This window comes from Glycomyces sp. MUSA5-2 (genome assembly GCF_037034145.1).
Lineage (GTDB): Bacteria > Actinomycetota > Actinomycetes > Mycobacteriales > Micromonosporaceae > Glycomyces > Glycomyces artemisiae.
In genome coordinates, this window is sequence record NZ_JBAGKG010000012.1 from 78072 (window position 1) to 93024 (window position 14953).

General features: G+C 70.3%; 12 protein-coding genes. 9 read left to right on the forward strand and 3 right to left on the reverse strand.

What is annotated here, in order from left to right; all coding sequences use genetic code 11:
- Window positions 1–374: 374 nt before the first annotated feature.
- Window positions 375–3269, forward strand: a complete 2895-nt coding sequence (locus tag WA640_RS26025; protein ID WP_335991769.1) for a DUF6395 domain-containing protein — start codon at window positions 375–377, stop codon at window positions 3267–3269.
- 6 nt (window positions 3270–3275) lie between these two features.
- Here the strand turns inward: WA640_RS26025 and WA640_RS26030 are convergent, their stop codons facing one another.
- Together WA640_RS26030 and glnII are read right to left on the reverse strand one after the other, a co-directional pair.
- Window positions 3276–4016, reverse strand: a complete 741-nt coding sequence (locus tag WA640_RS26030; RefSeq protein ID WP_335991770.1) for a DUF6270 domain-containing protein — start codon at window positions 4014–4016, stop codon at window positions 3276–3278.
- Window positions 4017–4184: 168 nt separating this feature from the next.
- Window positions 4185–5198 (reverse strand): glutamine synthetase, encoded by a 1014-nt coding sequence (glnII, locus tag WA640_RS26035; RefSeq protein WP_335991772.1) that lies wholly within the window; start codon window positions 5196–5198, stop codon window positions 4185–4187.
- A gap of 429 nt (window positions 5199–5627) precedes the next feature.
- On the opposite strand from glnII, the gene WA640_RS26040 reads away from it, so the two are divergent.
- The 5 genes from WA640_RS26040 (at window position 5628) to WA640_RS26060 (ending at window position 8662) form a co-directional block, all read left to right on the forward strand.
- On the forward strand, window positions 5628–6470 hold the full coding sequence (locus WA640_RS26040) for a hypothetical protein (protein WP_335991773.1): 843 nt from the start codon (window positions 5628–5630) through the stop codon (window positions 6468–6470).
- Window positions 6471–6664: 194 nt separating this feature from the next.
- The gene (locus tag WA640_RS26045; protein ID WP_106364152.1) at window positions 6665–7030 is read left to right on the forward strand and encodes a hypothetical protein; all 366 of its coding nucleotides are present in this window, start codon (window positions 6665–6667) and stop codon (window positions 7028–7030) included.
- Window positions 7031–7113: 83 nt separating this feature from the next.
- A complete protein-coding gene (locus tag WA640_RS26050; protein WP_106364151.1) occupies window positions 7114–7491 on the forward strand; it encodes a hypothetical protein in 378 nt (125 codons plus the stop codon).
- A 68-nt stretch (window positions 7492–7559) separates the two neighbouring features.
- Window positions 7560–8114, forward strand: coding sequence for a hypothetical protein (locus tag WA640_RS26055; RefSeq protein ID WP_335991776.1), 555 nt, complete (start codon window positions 7560–7562; stop codon window positions 8112–8114).
- Between the two features lie 44 nt (window positions 8115–8158).
- Window positions 8159–8662, forward strand: a complete 504-nt coding sequence (locus tag WA640_RS26060; RefSeq protein ID WP_335991777.1) for a hypothetical protein — start codon at window positions 8159–8161, stop codon at window positions 8660–8662.
- Window positions 8663–8734: 72 nt separating this feature from the next.
- Here the strand turns inward: WA640_RS26060 and WA640_RS26065 are convergent, their stop codons facing one another.
- Window positions 8735–10996, reverse strand: a complete 2262-nt coding sequence (locus WA640_RS26065; RefSeq protein WP_335991778.1) for a glycosyl hydrolase family 95 catalytic domain-containing protein — start codon at window positions 10994–10996, stop codon at window positions 8735–8737.
- A gap of 178 nt (window positions 10997–11174) precedes the next feature.
- Between WA640_RS26065 and WA640_RS26070 the strand changes: the two genes are divergently transcribed.
- From WA640_RS26070 to WA640_RS26080, 3 genes are all read left to right on the forward strand, one after another.
- The gene (locus tag WA640_RS26070) at window positions 11175–11858 is read left to right on the forward strand and encodes an LPXTG cell wall anchor domain-containing protein (protein ID WP_335991779.1); all 684 of its coding nucleotides are present in this window, start codon (window positions 11175–11177) and stop codon (window positions 11856–11858) included.
- 234 nt (window positions 11859–12092) lie between these two features.
- A complete protein-coding gene (locus WA640_RS26075; RefSeq protein ID WP_335991781.1) occupies window positions 12093–13115 on the forward strand; it encodes an LPXTG cell wall anchor domain-containing protein in 1023 nt (340 codons plus the stop codon).
- A 429-nt stretch (window positions 13116–13544) separates the two neighbouring features.
- Window positions 13545–14912, forward strand: a complete 1368-nt coding sequence (locus WA640_RS26080; RefSeq protein ID WP_106364145.1) for an NCS2 family permease — start codon at window positions 13545–13547, stop codon at window positions 14910–14912.
- Window positions 14913–14953 lie beyond the last annotated feature (41 nt).

A 14953-nucleotide genomic window follows, 5' to 3' on the forward strand; every position in this document is an offset into this window, starting at 1 on the left:
GACAATAGGAAGCATTGATCGTCCACATCGGCGGAAATCAGATTTCCGCCTCCGCGGAAGGGCCTCCTGCGCCGACCGCGAGGACCGCCGAGGGCGCGGCCGACTGGTAGCATGTGCGACGCGGGGTCCGGCCGCGGCCGCCCCCCAAATCCTCGGCGAACGGCATTGCGCACCATGCCGGACCGGTCTGACCAGCCCTTCCGGTGATAGCATCTGACCAGGACCCCTGCCCGAATTCAGCCGATTTCCCCCGTGTAGAAAGCAAAAGACCAATGAGAATCGACGTGTCGACGCAGTCCCAGGAATCCGGGACCGCCGTTGCATTCCGAATCCATCGCGAAAGCGATGACCGGGACACTGCGTACGACGGCGCGATGCTCTCCGGGGACCTCGCCATCACGGTGATGCCGCCCGAATGGTCGGCCGACGCGACCCACCCGGACCTGATCGGCGTCGCCGCGCTGGCCTCCGTGCAGCCCTGGGTCGGCACCCGCCTCGTCCTCGACCGTCCGATCTCCCCCCGCCTCGCGGCCACGGTCCGGGAGGTCTTCGGCATCGAGTTCGGCCCCGTCGACCCCGGCATCGCCCCCCGCGACGTCGAGACCGGCACCGGCAGGCCCGGCATCGCCTACACGGGCGGGGTCGATTCCGCGGCCCTCGCCGCGCTGCTCCCACAGGGCAGCCTCTACTTCCTCAACCGCGCGAACCTCGCCGACCGCGACATCCGGACCAAGTACCGTGCTGACGCCGCCCTCGCCTCCTGCGAGGACATGCGGCGGCTCGGACGGACCGTCCGCGTCGTCGACTCCAACATCGAGTACATCCGGACGCCGATCGGCGCGCCGGTCCACGAACCGTCCGAGCTCTCGTTCGCGATCCCGGTCGTCCTCATGGCCGACGTCGACGGACTCGACGCCATCGGGGTCGGCGCCGTCGCGGTCGGCGCGTACGGCCTGGGCTACGAGCAGTTCACCGACATCGACGCCGACCACCCGATCACCCAGTGGGCGGCCGTGACCGAGGCCGTCGGACTCGGCTCGGTGAACGCCGTCGCCGGCCTCGGCGAGGTCATCACCGCGAAGATCACCTCCGGCACCTGGGGCGACCGGGTCCTGGTGCAGTCCTGCGTGCGGGGCGAGCCCGGCCAGCCGTGCAAGCGCTGCTGGAAGTGCTTCCGCAAGACCCTGATCGACTCGGCCATCTCCGGCGAATGGCCCGACGACGCCTGGCTCGACGAGGTCATCTGCAGCCGCGAGATCTCCGCCCGACTGCTGGAGATCCCCATCTACAGCGAGTCCAGCCTGCTTTACAGCCTCCAGCAGTACCGCGGCCGCCACCCCCTGCTCCTCGCGCTGAAGGAGCGCCTGCGCTGCGACGAGCAGGACTTCGGCCTCTGGTCGCGCTACTACGGGCCCGCGCTCGACCTCGTGGCCAAGCCCTACCGGGCCGAGGTCAAGGATCGGCTCGAAGCGTTCGCCAACCCGATGACCGAGCACGAGGCCGAGCGGCTGCGGAACTGGCGAAACCAGGAGTCCAGGTACTCGTACACCGCGGTCATGGCCCGCGACGAGTTCGCCCGCCGCCTCGCCGAGCACTCCGCGGACTCCCGGCTCGTCCCGATGAGCTGGGACAAGCCCACCGGCAAGGCCCGCGCCTACCCGCAGGTCAAGCGCGAGCGGTCGGCCGGGAGCATCGAGATCCGGCGGAACGACCACTCCCTGCTCGACGTCCCCGGCATCGGTGAATGGACGCCGCGCCTCAGCGTCTCGGTCGTCATCCCCGCCTACCGCGACCAGGAGAAGCTCGACCTCACCCTCGCTTCGCTCGCTGTACAGACCTACCCCGAGGAGCTCATCGAGGTCGTCGTGGTCGACGACGGCAGTGAGCCCGCCCTCCGGCTCCCCGAGATCCGCCCGGCGAACTGCCGCCTCCTGCGCAACGACACCCGGTTCTGGGGCTCGGCGAACGGCGTCAACCTCGGAGTCCGGAACACCACCGGGGACATCGTGCTGCGACTCGACGCCGACATGGTCGTCTTCCCCGGCCACATCGAGTCCCACATGCGCTGGCACCACCTCATCGACAACGCCGCGATCGTGGGCCAGAAGAAGTTCGTGACCTACGAGCCAGGCTCGCTGACCCCCGAGCAGGTCTACACAGCCGCGCGTGAGGGCCGTTGCGAGGACCTGTTCCGCCGCAGCTTCGACTCCTGGAGCGAGGAGCTCTTCGACCGCACCGAGCGTATGGCGAAGGCCCGCACCAAGGACGCCTACAAGGCGTTCGTCGGCGCCACCGGCTCGGTCAACCGCGACCTGTTCGCGACGGTCGGCGGGCTCGCCGAGGACCTGGTCCTGGGAGGCGACACCGAGTTCGCCTACCGGCTCGCCCTGGCGGGAGCGGTCTTCATCCCCGACGACGGCCCGCACGGGCGCAGCTGGCACCTCGGCATCCCCCAGATGAAGTCCAACCCCGATTCGGGCGCCAAGTTCCGCCGCCCCTTCGTCATGCACCGGGTGCCCGACTCGCCGCACCGCCCCGTGCTGGGCCACCTCAAGTGGGAGGTGCCCTTCGCCGACGTCGTCGTCGACACCCGCGGATTCGAGTTCGAGACGGTCGTCGACTGCGTCGCCCCGCTGCTGGCGGGTTCGCGCACCGACATCCGGGTCTTCCTCGTCGGCGACTGGCCTGGACGGCTCGGCGCGCGCCAGGGCACGATCGACCACCCGCAGCTCGACGCGTTCGCCGTCCAGGAGGTGTTCCGCCACGACGAGCGGATCCAGCTGGTGAAGCACGTGCCGACCGCGGCTCCCTCGGTGCCGTGGCGCCTGGTGCTGCCCTGCGGGGTCGTGCCCACCGCCGAGATCATCCCGACGCTGGTCGACCTGGCTGAAGAACACGGCAAAGGCCTCGTCACCGTGGACCTCCCGGGCGGCGGCCGGATCCGCCTCGAATGGCGGCCCGCCTTCGCCCGCGCGGCCTGGCACGGAGCGCTCGGCAGCGACATCGACCAGAAGGTCAAGGACCTCTTCGGGGCGCACCGGCTCAAGACCCTGCACAAGGCCGTGTTCGTCAACGGCTACAGCAAGGACCCGATGGAGCGGCTCGTCGGTGTGTCCCAGCGCCAGAAGGAGGAGCTGGCCGAGGCCCGCGAGGAGATCCAGCGGCTCCAGAAGCGCAACCGCGCGCTGGAGCAGCGCAAGCAGGTCCTCGAACGGCGGCTGACCGAGCGGGTCCGCCGCGCGGCCCGGCGGATGCTCGGCCGGCGCTGACCCCGATTAGGCCCCGACCGCCGCGGGGGCGGCGGCCGCTGCTCGGATTCGGGCGGCGAGGTGGTCGTGGTATTCGGGGATGAAGTGGAACGGCTCGTGGCCCCAGCGGCTGTTCGGGTCGGGGATGCGGAGCTCCTCGGGCATGGAGACGACGACGGCGCGCGGGCCGAGGGCCGCGATGAGGTGGTCGTAGGCCGGTGCGAGCCAGGCGTTGCGGCGCATGGACTCGTCGATGCGGCGCACGGGGGAGCCGTCGGCCTCGCGGAGGGCCCAGAACGTGCGGTGGACGATCACGCGCTGGTCGGGCCGCAGCAGGGCGGCGAAGCGGCGGCAGGCGTCGGCGAAGGGGCCGTCGGGGCGCAGCTCGGTGTCCTCGGGGACCTTCCGGTGGCCCTGGCGGCCGAGGAAGTCCTGCTTGTAGGACTTGGTGGCCGTGACGATGCCGTGGCCGGTGTGCACCATCGGGAGGCGCTCGTCTCCGAGGTCGATGACGATCGGGTGGCCGAGCCTCGGGAGGGTCTGCGCCGCGGTCTTGCGGTGCTCCTGGAGGATGACCTGCCGGTTGAACACGTTGTCGGTGGTGATCTCGGCCGGGTCGATCGGGGAGGGCGTCGAGACGATGCTCTGGATGCGCGTGCGCGAGAAGAACTTCACGGGCCGGTTCAGCGGAGCGCGGCCGACGTCGGCGGCGTCGCGGGTCACGCAGGTGCCCAAAATGGAGTATTGCAAGGGTTCGTCCGGGGTCATGGTCGTTCGCTTCCTGCCGGTTGCTATCCGAGGGTTATTCGGTTATGACCGAAACGACCATAGCAGAGGGCCGAAGGGGCGGCGGGTGCGAAGCGGGACGGTCCCGGAGTACGGGGGCAAAGCGAAAGGGGCGCTGCGGAATCCGCAGCGCCCCTTGCAAGCCGGTTGCTAGACCAGGCCCTTCTTCTCCAGGGCCGAGCAGACGGTGTCGACGATCTTGCCGGTGACGAGGTAGGGGTCCATGTTCGCGTTGGGGCGGCGGTCTTCGAGGTAGCCCTTCTTGTCCTTCTCGACCTGCCAGGGGATGCGGATCGAGGCGCCGCGGTTGGAGACGCCGTAGGAGAACTGGGTGTAGTGGGCGGTCTCGTGGGCGCCGGTGAGGCGGTCGGCGATGCCGTCGCCGTAGACGGCGATGTGCTCGGCGGCCTTCTCGCCCAGGGCCTCGCACGCGGCGATGATGGGCTCGTAGTCCTCGCGCATCGCCTTGGTGGAGAAGTTGGTGTGGCAGCCCGCGCCGTTCCAGTCGCCCTTGGCGGGCTTGGGGTCGATCGTGGCGGAGACGTTCCACTCCTCGGCGGTGCGGTAGAGCAGCCAGCGCGCGAGCCACAGCGAGTCGGAGACTTCGAGGGCGGACGCGGGGCCGACCTGGAACTCCCACTGGCCGGGCATGACCTCGGCGTTGATGCCGGAGATCGGCAGGCCCGCGGCGAGGCAGTTGTCGAGGTGCTTCTCGACGATCTCGCGGCCGAAGATCTCGTCGGCGCCGACGCCGCAGTAGTAGCCGCCCTGCGGCGCGGGGAAGCCGCCCTCGGGGAAGCCGAGCGGGCGGTCGCCCACCATGAAGGTGTACTCCTGCTCGATGCCGAACCAGGACTCCTGGCCCGCGTACTTCTCGGCGATCTCGGCGGTCGCGGCGCGGGTGTTGGAGGGGTGGGGGGTGAAGTCGATGTCGAGGACCTCGCACAGGACCAGGAGGTGGTCGCCGCCGCGGATGGGGTCCGGGACGGACTTCACCGGGCGCAGCACGCAGTCGGAGGTGTGGCCCTCCGCCTGGTTGGTGCTGGAGCCGTCGAAGCCCCAGATCCCCGGCTCTTCACCGGCTCCGAGGATCTTGGTCTTGGAACGCAGCTTGGCCGTCGGCTCGGTGCCGTCGATCCAGATGTACTCGGCTTTGATCGCCATCGGTGGGAGCCCTTCTTCATACGCGGTCCAGCCGTGAAGCTGTGCTGCCACGCTCCCAAAGGGCAATTTCCCGCTCGTTGATCACATGTAAACAGTCTGTTAAGCGGTGCTGCGGGTGAGCAAGCAGGGACTGTGAGTCCTTCTCGCCCTATTTTGGCTAGAAAATCTGATTCACCCCGTATCCACCGTTGGTCCGGTCTCGTTCTTTAGGTGCGAGCGGCCAGACCGCTCGCGCTCAGGTTCAGGACGACGGGGGAGACGATGGGACGCATCGCCGGAGGCAGCGGGGACACCCGCCGCGCCAGCGTGCTCCGGCTCCTCCTCGGCGCCGCGCTCACAGCATTCGGGTCCCTGCTTCTAGGGGCCTTCGCGATGGCGGCGTCCGCTTGGGCATCAGACGATTCCGCGTCATCACAAGGCCTAGCCGCGATGACCGACCCCCTCTCCGCAGAGGTGTCCGACATGTCGCGCCTGGCCGCGCGACTGGTCCCGCAGAACCAGCAGGGACATCGGCCGCCGGCGGTGCAGGGGGAGGTCACGGGGCTGGTGTCGGGCCTTGCCGACTCGACGGGAACGCTGGTGGACGAGACGGACGGCACCGTGCGCACGATGCTGCCGGGCGACCCCGGCTTGCTCGACCTGGACGACAAGTCCGTCGGAGACGGCACCGCCGAAGTAGTGGCACCGCTGGTGGGAACCCTCGTGCAGGGAACGGCGTCCATTGCGGACCGCCCCGCCCCCGCGGTGTCCGGTGTCTATGAGACTGTCGCGCCCCCGACCGATCCGGTCGGCGACCTGGCGCGACTGGTGACCGATGGCCTGCGGTTCGGCGACGCGACGACGCCCGGGAGCGTCCTCGCCGCTGCCGCAGGACAGCCGAGCTTCACCACACTTGCGGCGAATGCAGACTCCAGCGAGGTGGCGGCGGCGCTCCAAGGAGCGCCCAGCGGCCGGCCGGCCGCCGCCTTCGAGTGCTCCGCGGCCGATGACGGCGCGCGGGGGACGGACCGGTCCGAGGTCGAAGAGGTGCACGGCACGCCGCGCACCGCCGCGAAGCCGTGGGGGTACCACGGCGCCGCGCTTCCGGACCTGAAGATCATCCCCGGTGGAGCCACTGGCTCGACCGCCGGTATCAGCGTCGACAGCGGCCACAACGCTGTCTGCGTCTCCCCGTCCGCCGGGGGGGAAGAGGTGTCACTCTCCCGCACGGTGATCGGGGAATTGGGGCGGCCGCTGGACCGCGCCGCCGAGCTGTCCGTCGCCCCAGACTAGCGCCGCCGCGCGTCGACGCGCGGGAACCGAAGTCCGCCTTCGAAACTCCCAACGGAACCCGGGACGAGATCCCGGAGACTCCGGCGCGCCGACGCGCGGCAGGCCGTCAGTCACCGCCGCCTCCTCTGAGGCGGGGAAACCACATGAAGACGCCCGAACGAACGGGCGCGCAACCCAGAAGGAAACCGCACATCATGCGCAAGGTTCTTTACGTCGCCGCCGCGGCCGCCGCCGCCACCGCCGGCATCGCCTCCCCCGCCATGGCCGGCACCAGCTCCGGTGTCGCCGCCGGCCCGGTCAGCCTCGTCAACATCGACGCCTCCTCCGCGGCGCACTGGCAGATCTGCGGCCAGAACGTCCTGACCCAGTCCTTCGGCCAGGTCTGCGACAACCGCGACCACATCGGCGAGGGCCCCCAGTCCGGCATCGACGCGGGTGACGTGTCGGTCGCCAACCTCGACGCCTCCTCGGCCGCCCACTGGCAGATCTGCGGCCAGAACGTCGGCGTCGCGCCGTCGCTCGACCAGCAGTGCCTGAACTACGACCACCTGAACGAGTAGGACTTCCCAGGCCGGGCCGCCCGGGAGGGCGGCCCGGACCCGAGGAGCACCAAGAAATCCGACAGAGAACGGGGAAAGAAACAATGCGCAAGGCTCTCACCGTCGTCGCCGCCGCCGCTGGTGCGGTCGCCGCTCTCGGCTCCGCCGGCACCGCCATGGCTCAGAGCTCGGGCGTCTGGGCCGGCCCGGTCAGCCTGGTGAACGTGGACGCGTCGAGCGCGGCCCACTGGCAGATCTGCGGGCAGAACGTGTTCGCCCAGTCGTTCGGCCAGGTCTGCGACAACCGCGACCACATCGGCTCCGGCCCCCAGTCCGGCATCCAGGCCGGCGACGTGTCGGTCGCCAACCTCGACGCTTCGGACGCGGCGCACTGGCAGATCTGCGGCCAGAACGTCGGCGTCGCGCCGTCGCTCGACCAGCAGTGCCTGAACTACGACCACATCACGCACGCGGCCGAGTAATTCGACCAATGGGGCGGGCTCCCGAGGGGGCCCGCCCCTCCGATCTCGAAACAGAAGGAAGCACATCAATGCGTAAGGTTCTCACCGCCGCAGCCGTCGGCGCCGGCGCGATCGCCGCGCTCGGCGCCGCCTCGCCCGTCATGGCCGCCGCCTCCGGCGTCATGGCCGGTCCGGTCTCGCTGGTCAACGTCGACGCCTCGGACGCCGCCCACTGGCAGATCTGCGGCCAGAACATCCTGACCACCTCGGTGGACCAGAACTGCGACAACCGCGACCACTTCGGCGACGACCAGGGCTCCGGCGTGCAGGCGGGCGACGTGTCCGCAGTGAACGTGGACGCCTCGGACGCGGCGCACTGGCAGATCTGCGGCCAGAACGTCCTGACCCAGTCGTTCGGCCAGGTCTGCGACAACCGCGACCACATCGGCGACAACGCGGGCTCGGGCATCCAGGCCGGCGACGTCACGCTCGCCAACGCGGACGCCTCCAGCGCCGCCCACTGGCAGATCTGCGGCCAGAACGTCGGCGTCTCGCCGTCGCTCGACCAGCAGTGCCTGAACGCCGACCACGTGTCGGACAACGGCGACCACCCCGGTAAGGGCGCCGACCAGGGCGACTACTAGCCCGACCGTTTCCCCCGGTTTGGTCGAGAGACAAAGGTAGGAACATGCGTAACACCACCATGGTGGCGGTCTCGGCCGCCGCAGCCGCGGCCGCGGCCGCGTTCACGGGAGGGGCCGCCCAGGCGTCCACTCCCGACTGGCTGACGCTCGCCGCCGTGGAGTCCGAGCACGACTCGGTGCTGCCCGGTGTCTGCGAGGCCGGAGAGCTCGGTCCGATCACCGGCGCGACCTGCGACACCGTTCTCGGCTCGCCTTCGGCGGACGAGATCGAGGCGACCGGGCAGTCCGTTCCGGAGTCCCCGGACACCGCGGGCATGCCGTCGGTCGCCAACATCGACCTGCGCAACTTCGCGAAGTGGCAGGTCTGCGGCGTCGCCGTCGCGGCTCCGAATCAGGGCTTCGACTGCGACAACTCGATCGACGGCCCGAAGGAGCCGGTGGGACCCGGCAGCGGGATCTCGCTGGTGAACGCCGACACGACCGGCGCCTTCCAGTGGTCGGTCTGCGGCGTGGCCGTGGGCCAGGCGAACGTCGACACCACCTGCTAGCAGGTCAACCTTCATACCAAAGCGGCCGGAGTCCGATCGGACTCCGGCCGCTCCCCTTTGCGCTCAACAGTGTTAGACGTCGGCGGCCCACGGGACGCCGGCGTCGAGCTTCACGGCCCGGCCGAGCATGTGCACCTGGACATCCACTGAGGACACAAGTTCCACGGCGCTGACCCGGCCGCCCCGCCAGGCGAGGCGCTCGACGGTGACGCCGCCGCGGGCCCGCAGGCCCCGGACCTCCCCGTCGGGCCACGCGGACGGCAGCGCCGGGAGCAGCTCGATCACCGGCTCGCCGTCGACGGTGCGGTGCGACTGGACGAGCATCTCCGCGATGGCCGCGGTCGTGCCGAAGTTCCCGTCGATCTGGAACGGCGGGTGCGCGCACAGGAGCGAGGAGTAGACGCCGCCGTCGGCGTACTCGACGCCCGCGCCGCGGAAGCCCACGGGCGTCAGGAACTCCCCGAGCAGGCGGTGCGCCCGGTCGCCGTCGCCCAGGCGCGCCCACAGCGCGGTCTTCCACGCGAGCGACCAGCCGGTCCCGGCGTCGCCGCGCGCTTCGAGGCTCTTGCGGGCCGCCTCCAGCAGCTCGGGGGAGTCGGCGAACGAGTCGCCGGGGAACACCCCGTACAGGTGGGAGACGTGCCGGTGGTGCGGCTCGGCCTCCTCGCGCTCGGCGGCCCATTCGAGGAGCCGCCCGTCGGCGCCGATCTTCGGGCCCGCTAGGCGCGGCAGGGCCTCCTGGAGGTCCTTGACGAGGGTGAGGTCGTCGCCGTGGAGCGTCTCGGCGACGACGTCGGCGGCCTCCACGACGAACGCGAACAGCTCGCGCACGAGCGCCGCGTCCATCCCCGTGGACTCGTCGAGCGCGGAGTTCCCTGCGGGCGTGACGAACTCGTTCTCCGGGCTCGACGCCGGGTTCGTCACGAGCCTGCCGTCGCTGCCTTCGGAGAGCCGGTCGTAGGCGAAGCGGGCCGCGCCCAGGACCGCGGGGAGCCGGTCGGCGAGGAACTCCTCGTCGCGGCCGAACCGCCAGTGCTCGGCGACGTGCATGGCGAGCCACAGCCCGCCCATCGGCCAGGCCTGCCAGCACGCGCGGCCGTCGACCGGGGTGGTCAGCCGCCAGTAGTCGGTGTTGTGGTGGCAGCACCAGCCGCCCGCGCCGTACAGCTTCCGCGCGGTCTCGGCGCCGGTCGCGGCGAGCCCGTCGACGAGGTCGAACAGCGGCCCGTGGAACTCCGGCAGGCCGCAGGTCTCGGCGGGCCAGTAGTTCATCTCGACGTTGATGTTCGTGGTGTAGTCGCTGTTCCACGGCGGCCTGACCTCGCTGTTCCAGATGCCCTGGAGGTTCGCGGCCTGCGTGCCGGGGCGCGAGGACCCGGCGAGGAGGTAGCGGCCGAACTGGAACGCGAGGACCGCGAGGCCCTCGTCCGGCTCGCCGGAGGCCCGGCGGCGCAGCCGCTCCGCGGTGGAGGAGTTTTCCACAGGCCCCTGTGGAAGGTCGAGGCAGACGCGGTCCATGACGGCCCGGTGCGCCGCGACGTGGTCGGCGAGGAGCGCCTTCCAGCCGTTCGCGGCCGCGCGCCGCGCGTCGGACTGGGCCCGGTCCAGGGCCGCGGCCTCGTCGAAGTCGGAGTGCAGCGCGATGTAGACCTCGATCTTGCGGCAGTCGGCGAAGCGGTGCCCGCCGTTCCCGGGGACGATGCGGCCGTCGGCGCGCAGCTGCGCGTTCAGGCCGAGCCGCCGCACGCCCTCGGTGGAGGAGTAGTCGGGGCCGCCCGGCCCGTGGACCGTGGCGGGGGCGTGCCCGGTGACGCTCAGCTCGTCGTAGTCGGCGACGGTGGACCCGCCCTCGTGCGGCCACTGGAAGCCCAGGTCGAGCGCGAACGGCTCGTCGGCGCTCCAGCGGATCGCGATGACGCCGTAGGCGACCGAGACGAACGCCTCCTGGCGGACGCGGCCGCGCACAGTGGTCGCGACGCCGTCGCGCAGGTCGAGCTCGCGGTGGAACGCGGGGTCGTCCTCGCCGTCGCCGGAGTGGACCGCGACGAGCGCGCCCGCGGGCTGGTACGCCTCGGTGCTCGGGCCCTGGAGCTTCGTGATGAGCTGGTCGGCGGCGTGGAACTCGCCGCGGCGCACCAGCTCGGCGGCCTCGGCGGCGATGCCCTCGACGCCGTCGGGCACGCCTTTGTTGCCCGCGCCCGACCAGAACCCGTCCTCGTTCAGCTCGATCCGGTCCCCGACGAGCATCGCCCCGACGCGGCCGTTCCCGATGGGGAGCCCCTCGTGCCAGGCCTCCGCGGGAGTGTCATAGCTCAGCTTCAATGCTTGCGGCATGCCCTATATCCTATAGGATCCACGATCCGGGCCGGGCGCGGCGCATGCGCCCCCCGTCGCACCCTCCGTCACCTGAACGTGATGCAACCTCGGCTCTTACATGAACGTGATTCATCTGCCCAACCCCGAATCCGGCACATTCGCTCCGATGGCAGAAGAAATTACGGAGAGCTCTACAGTGCAACTCAAGCGAACCCTTCAGACCGGCCTCGCGGCCGCCGCCGGCATCGCCGCGGCCCTCGCCTTGGCGACGCCCGCCCAGGCCGAAGAGGTCATCATCCTCATCAACCGCGGCAACATCCCGACGACCGCGGCGGACTTCGAGAACCAGTCCTGCGACAACCTGCCCGACCTCGCCCCGGACGAGGACGGCTGGGTCTTCGTGCTCCCCGCGTCCGCCGGGGCCGAAGGCAACTTCATCTCCGTCACCGCGACGTACGCCGACGAGACCGGCACCGAGCGGACCCGCACCACCAGGAACGACGGCGGCATCGTCGAGGGCAGCGGTGACAACAAGGCGTACATCATCACGCCCGCCGGCTGGACCCTCCTCGACGCCGACGCCCTGGTCAACGACCCCGACGAAGGCGCCTTCTTCAACCTGACGCACGCCTGCGCCGGCACGCCCGGCGAGGAGCCGTCGAGCCCCGGTGAAGAGCCCTCGTCGCCGACCGAGGAGAGCTCCTCGCCCGGTGAGGAGTCCAGCGTCCCCGGCGAGGAGTCGACCTCCCCGACCGGCACCACCCTGCCGACCACCGGCACGCCGCTGACCATCGCGCTCGTCTCGGCCGCGGCCCTCGCCGCCGCCGGCGCCGCGCTGTTCCTGGTCCAGCGCCGCCGCCGCGAGGCCCAGGACTGGTAGGCGCGACCGCCCGTAGCGGCGTCCCCGGGGCCCGGCCCCGGGGACGGCGCCTTTTTTCGGCGATTTCGCGGTGAATTGGCAGGTCAGCCGTTCGGCCGATTTCTGAATCAGCCTCTCGAACCTGCAACGCGAGTGGCTGCGGTGACGTGGACAGTTCGCCGGCGCCTGGCCCAGGCGCACGTCGAACCCCGGCACGTTCGACACCTCCGACGACCCATCACGGAGTCCACTCCCTTGAAACTCACACGCCGCCAGAAGACCTTCGGCGCCGCTGCCGCCGCCGGTCTGGCAGGAGCCGTCGCGCTCGCCTTCGCCGTCCCCGCGCTCGCGGGCGGCACCGACTTCATCGAGATCAATCCCGGCAACGTGCCCACGACCGCCGAGGACTTCAAGTCGCAGAGCTGCGACCAGATCCCGGCCGACACCGCGGACTGGCTCGACGGCTGGGTGTTCGTGCTCCCGAACTCCGTCAACGCGGAGGGCAACTTCATCTCGATCACCGCGACGTTCGACGACGCCGACGGTGCCGAGCACGTCTTCACCACGGACCACGACGGCGGGATCGTCTCCGGTTCGGGGAACAACAAGGCGTACATCATCACGCCCGCGGGCTGGACCCTCACCGCGGCCAAGGCCGAGATCAACCGCGACGGCGACGGCAAGGACTTCTTCAACCTGACCCACGCCTGCCCGGCGACCGAGGAGCCCCCGGGGGAGGAGACCCCGAGCGAGGAGCCGTCGACGGAGGTGCCGACCACGGAGGAGCCTTCGACGGAGGTGCCCACCACCGAGGAGCCTTCAACGGAGGTGCCGACGACCGAGGAGCCCTCGACCGAGGTCCCGACGACAGACGAGCCTTCGAGTGAGGCGCCGACGACGGACGAGCCCTCGTCGGAAGTCCCCACCACCGATGAGCCGTCGAGCGAAGCGCCGACCACCGACGAACCGTCGTCGGAGGTCCCCACGACCGACGAGCCCTCCTCCGATGTCCCCACGACCGACGAGCCGTCGAGTGAGAACCCGACCACGGACGAGCCGTCCTCCGAGGCCCCGACCTCCGAGAGCCCGGCCGAGTCGAGCTCCGAGCCCGCTGCGACCAGCTCCGCGCCCGGCGGGGCCTCGACCACGCCGGTCTCGCAGCTCCCGACCACGGGTTCGTCGCTGACGTACTTCCTGGTCGGCGGTGGCATCGTGATCCTCGCGGGGATCGTGATCCTCGTTGTGCTGCGGCGGAAGTCCGAGCCGGACGCGGAATAGGCGCATGCGGGCGCGGTCGTGAAAAAAGCCGCGCCCGTTATCGAACCGTTATGCAACCGCACAAGACGCCGCCGCGTTTAGCAGTTGTCTCAGGGCAGGGAGCCCGGCGCGGTCGCGCCGGGGCGAGACCTCCGAACTACCGCCCGCTGCTTGACGGTGCGGTCCTTGTCGAGCCCCCGGAATCCTGCCACCGGGGGCTCGACCCTAAGTCGACGCCCCGGAGCCGTCCCCCCCTTGGCTCCGGGGCGTCGCCTTGTGCGCGGCGCGTGAAGACTGTGTAAAACTCACAACTTCGAGGCCAGCTCGCTTTTCTTTCCGTGGCGGACCCGGTACATTACCCGCAGGTTCAGCGCCTATCCATTTACCCTGGTCCCCGGGGTGCCAGCTGCCCGGCGCCCGACGACTCGCCTGCACAGGAGTGCCCGAGACATGGCAACTGAAGCCACAGAGAAGAAGGAGGCGCCCCAGCCCGGGCGCCTCGACAAGTACTTCGGGATGACCGAGAACAAGACCAACTGGAGGCGCGAGGTCCTGGCCGGGACCACGACGTTCCTGGCGATGGCCTACATTCTCGCGGTCAACCCCGGCATCCTCAGCTTCGGCCTGTCCGAAGCCGGGGTCGACGCGCCCAACCCGGGCGCCGTCTTCACCGCGACCGCGCTCGCCTCCGCGCTCGGCTGCCTCGTCATGGGCCTGTGGGCCCGCTACCCCATCGCCACCGCCCCCGGCATGGGCCTCAACGCGTTCTTCGCCTTCACCGTGGTGCTCACCCTCGGCATCCCGTGGCAGACCGCGCTCACGGGCACGCTCGTCTCGGGCGTGCTGTTCTTCATCCTCGCCGTCACCGGCGCGCGCGAGTCGATCATCAACGCGATCCCGCCGCAGCTCAAACTGGCGGTCGGCGCGGGCATCGGCCTGTTCATCGCGTTCATCGGCCTCAAGGGCGGCGGCATCGTCGTCGGCTCCGAGTCCACCCTCGTCACCATCGGCGACTTCACCTCCGGCACGGTCCTGCTCACCGTGTTCGGCCTGATCGTCACCGCCGTGTTCATGGTCCTGGGCTGGAAGGGCGGCGTGTTCTACGGGATGCTCGCCACGCTGGTCCTGGGCGTGCTCACCGGTGTCATCGACTTCAAGCTCGCCGAGGGCTTCACCCCGAACCTCGACTCGTTCGGCGCGGCCTTCACCGGCTTCGAGGACGCGTTCACCGTCCACATGATCGCGGTCATCCTGACCATGCTGTTCGTGGACTTCTTCGACACCGCCGGGACGCTGTTCGCCGTCGCCGGGCAGGCCGGGCTCGTCAAGGACGGCAAGCTGCCGCGCGCGGGCCGCGCCCTCGCCACCGACTCGATCGCGACCTCCGCGGGCGCCGTCCTCGGCACCTCGACCACGACCGCGTACATCGAGTCGACCGCGGGCGTCTCGGTCGGCGGCCGCACCGGTCTCACAGCCGTGACCACGGGCTTCTGGTTCATCGTGTCGCTCGTGGCGTTCCCGGTGTTCGGCCTGGTCGCGAACAACCCGGCGGTCACCGCGCCCGCGCTCATCGTCGTGGGCGTGCTCATGGCGAAGGCCCTCGGCGACATCGAGTGGGCGAAGCTGGAGTACGCGATCCCGGCGTTCCTCATCGTCGCCGCGATGCCGCTGACCTACTCGATCTCCAACGGCATCGCCCTGGGCCTGGTGTTCTTCCCGATCATGATGGCCGCCAAGGGCCGCTGGAAGGAAGTCCACCCGATCGCCTGGGTGCTCATGCTCGCTTCGATCGGCTACTTCCTCTTCTTGACGGAGTAAGGCCGCCTTACTCGACAGACGCGGTACGCGAACTGCGGGCC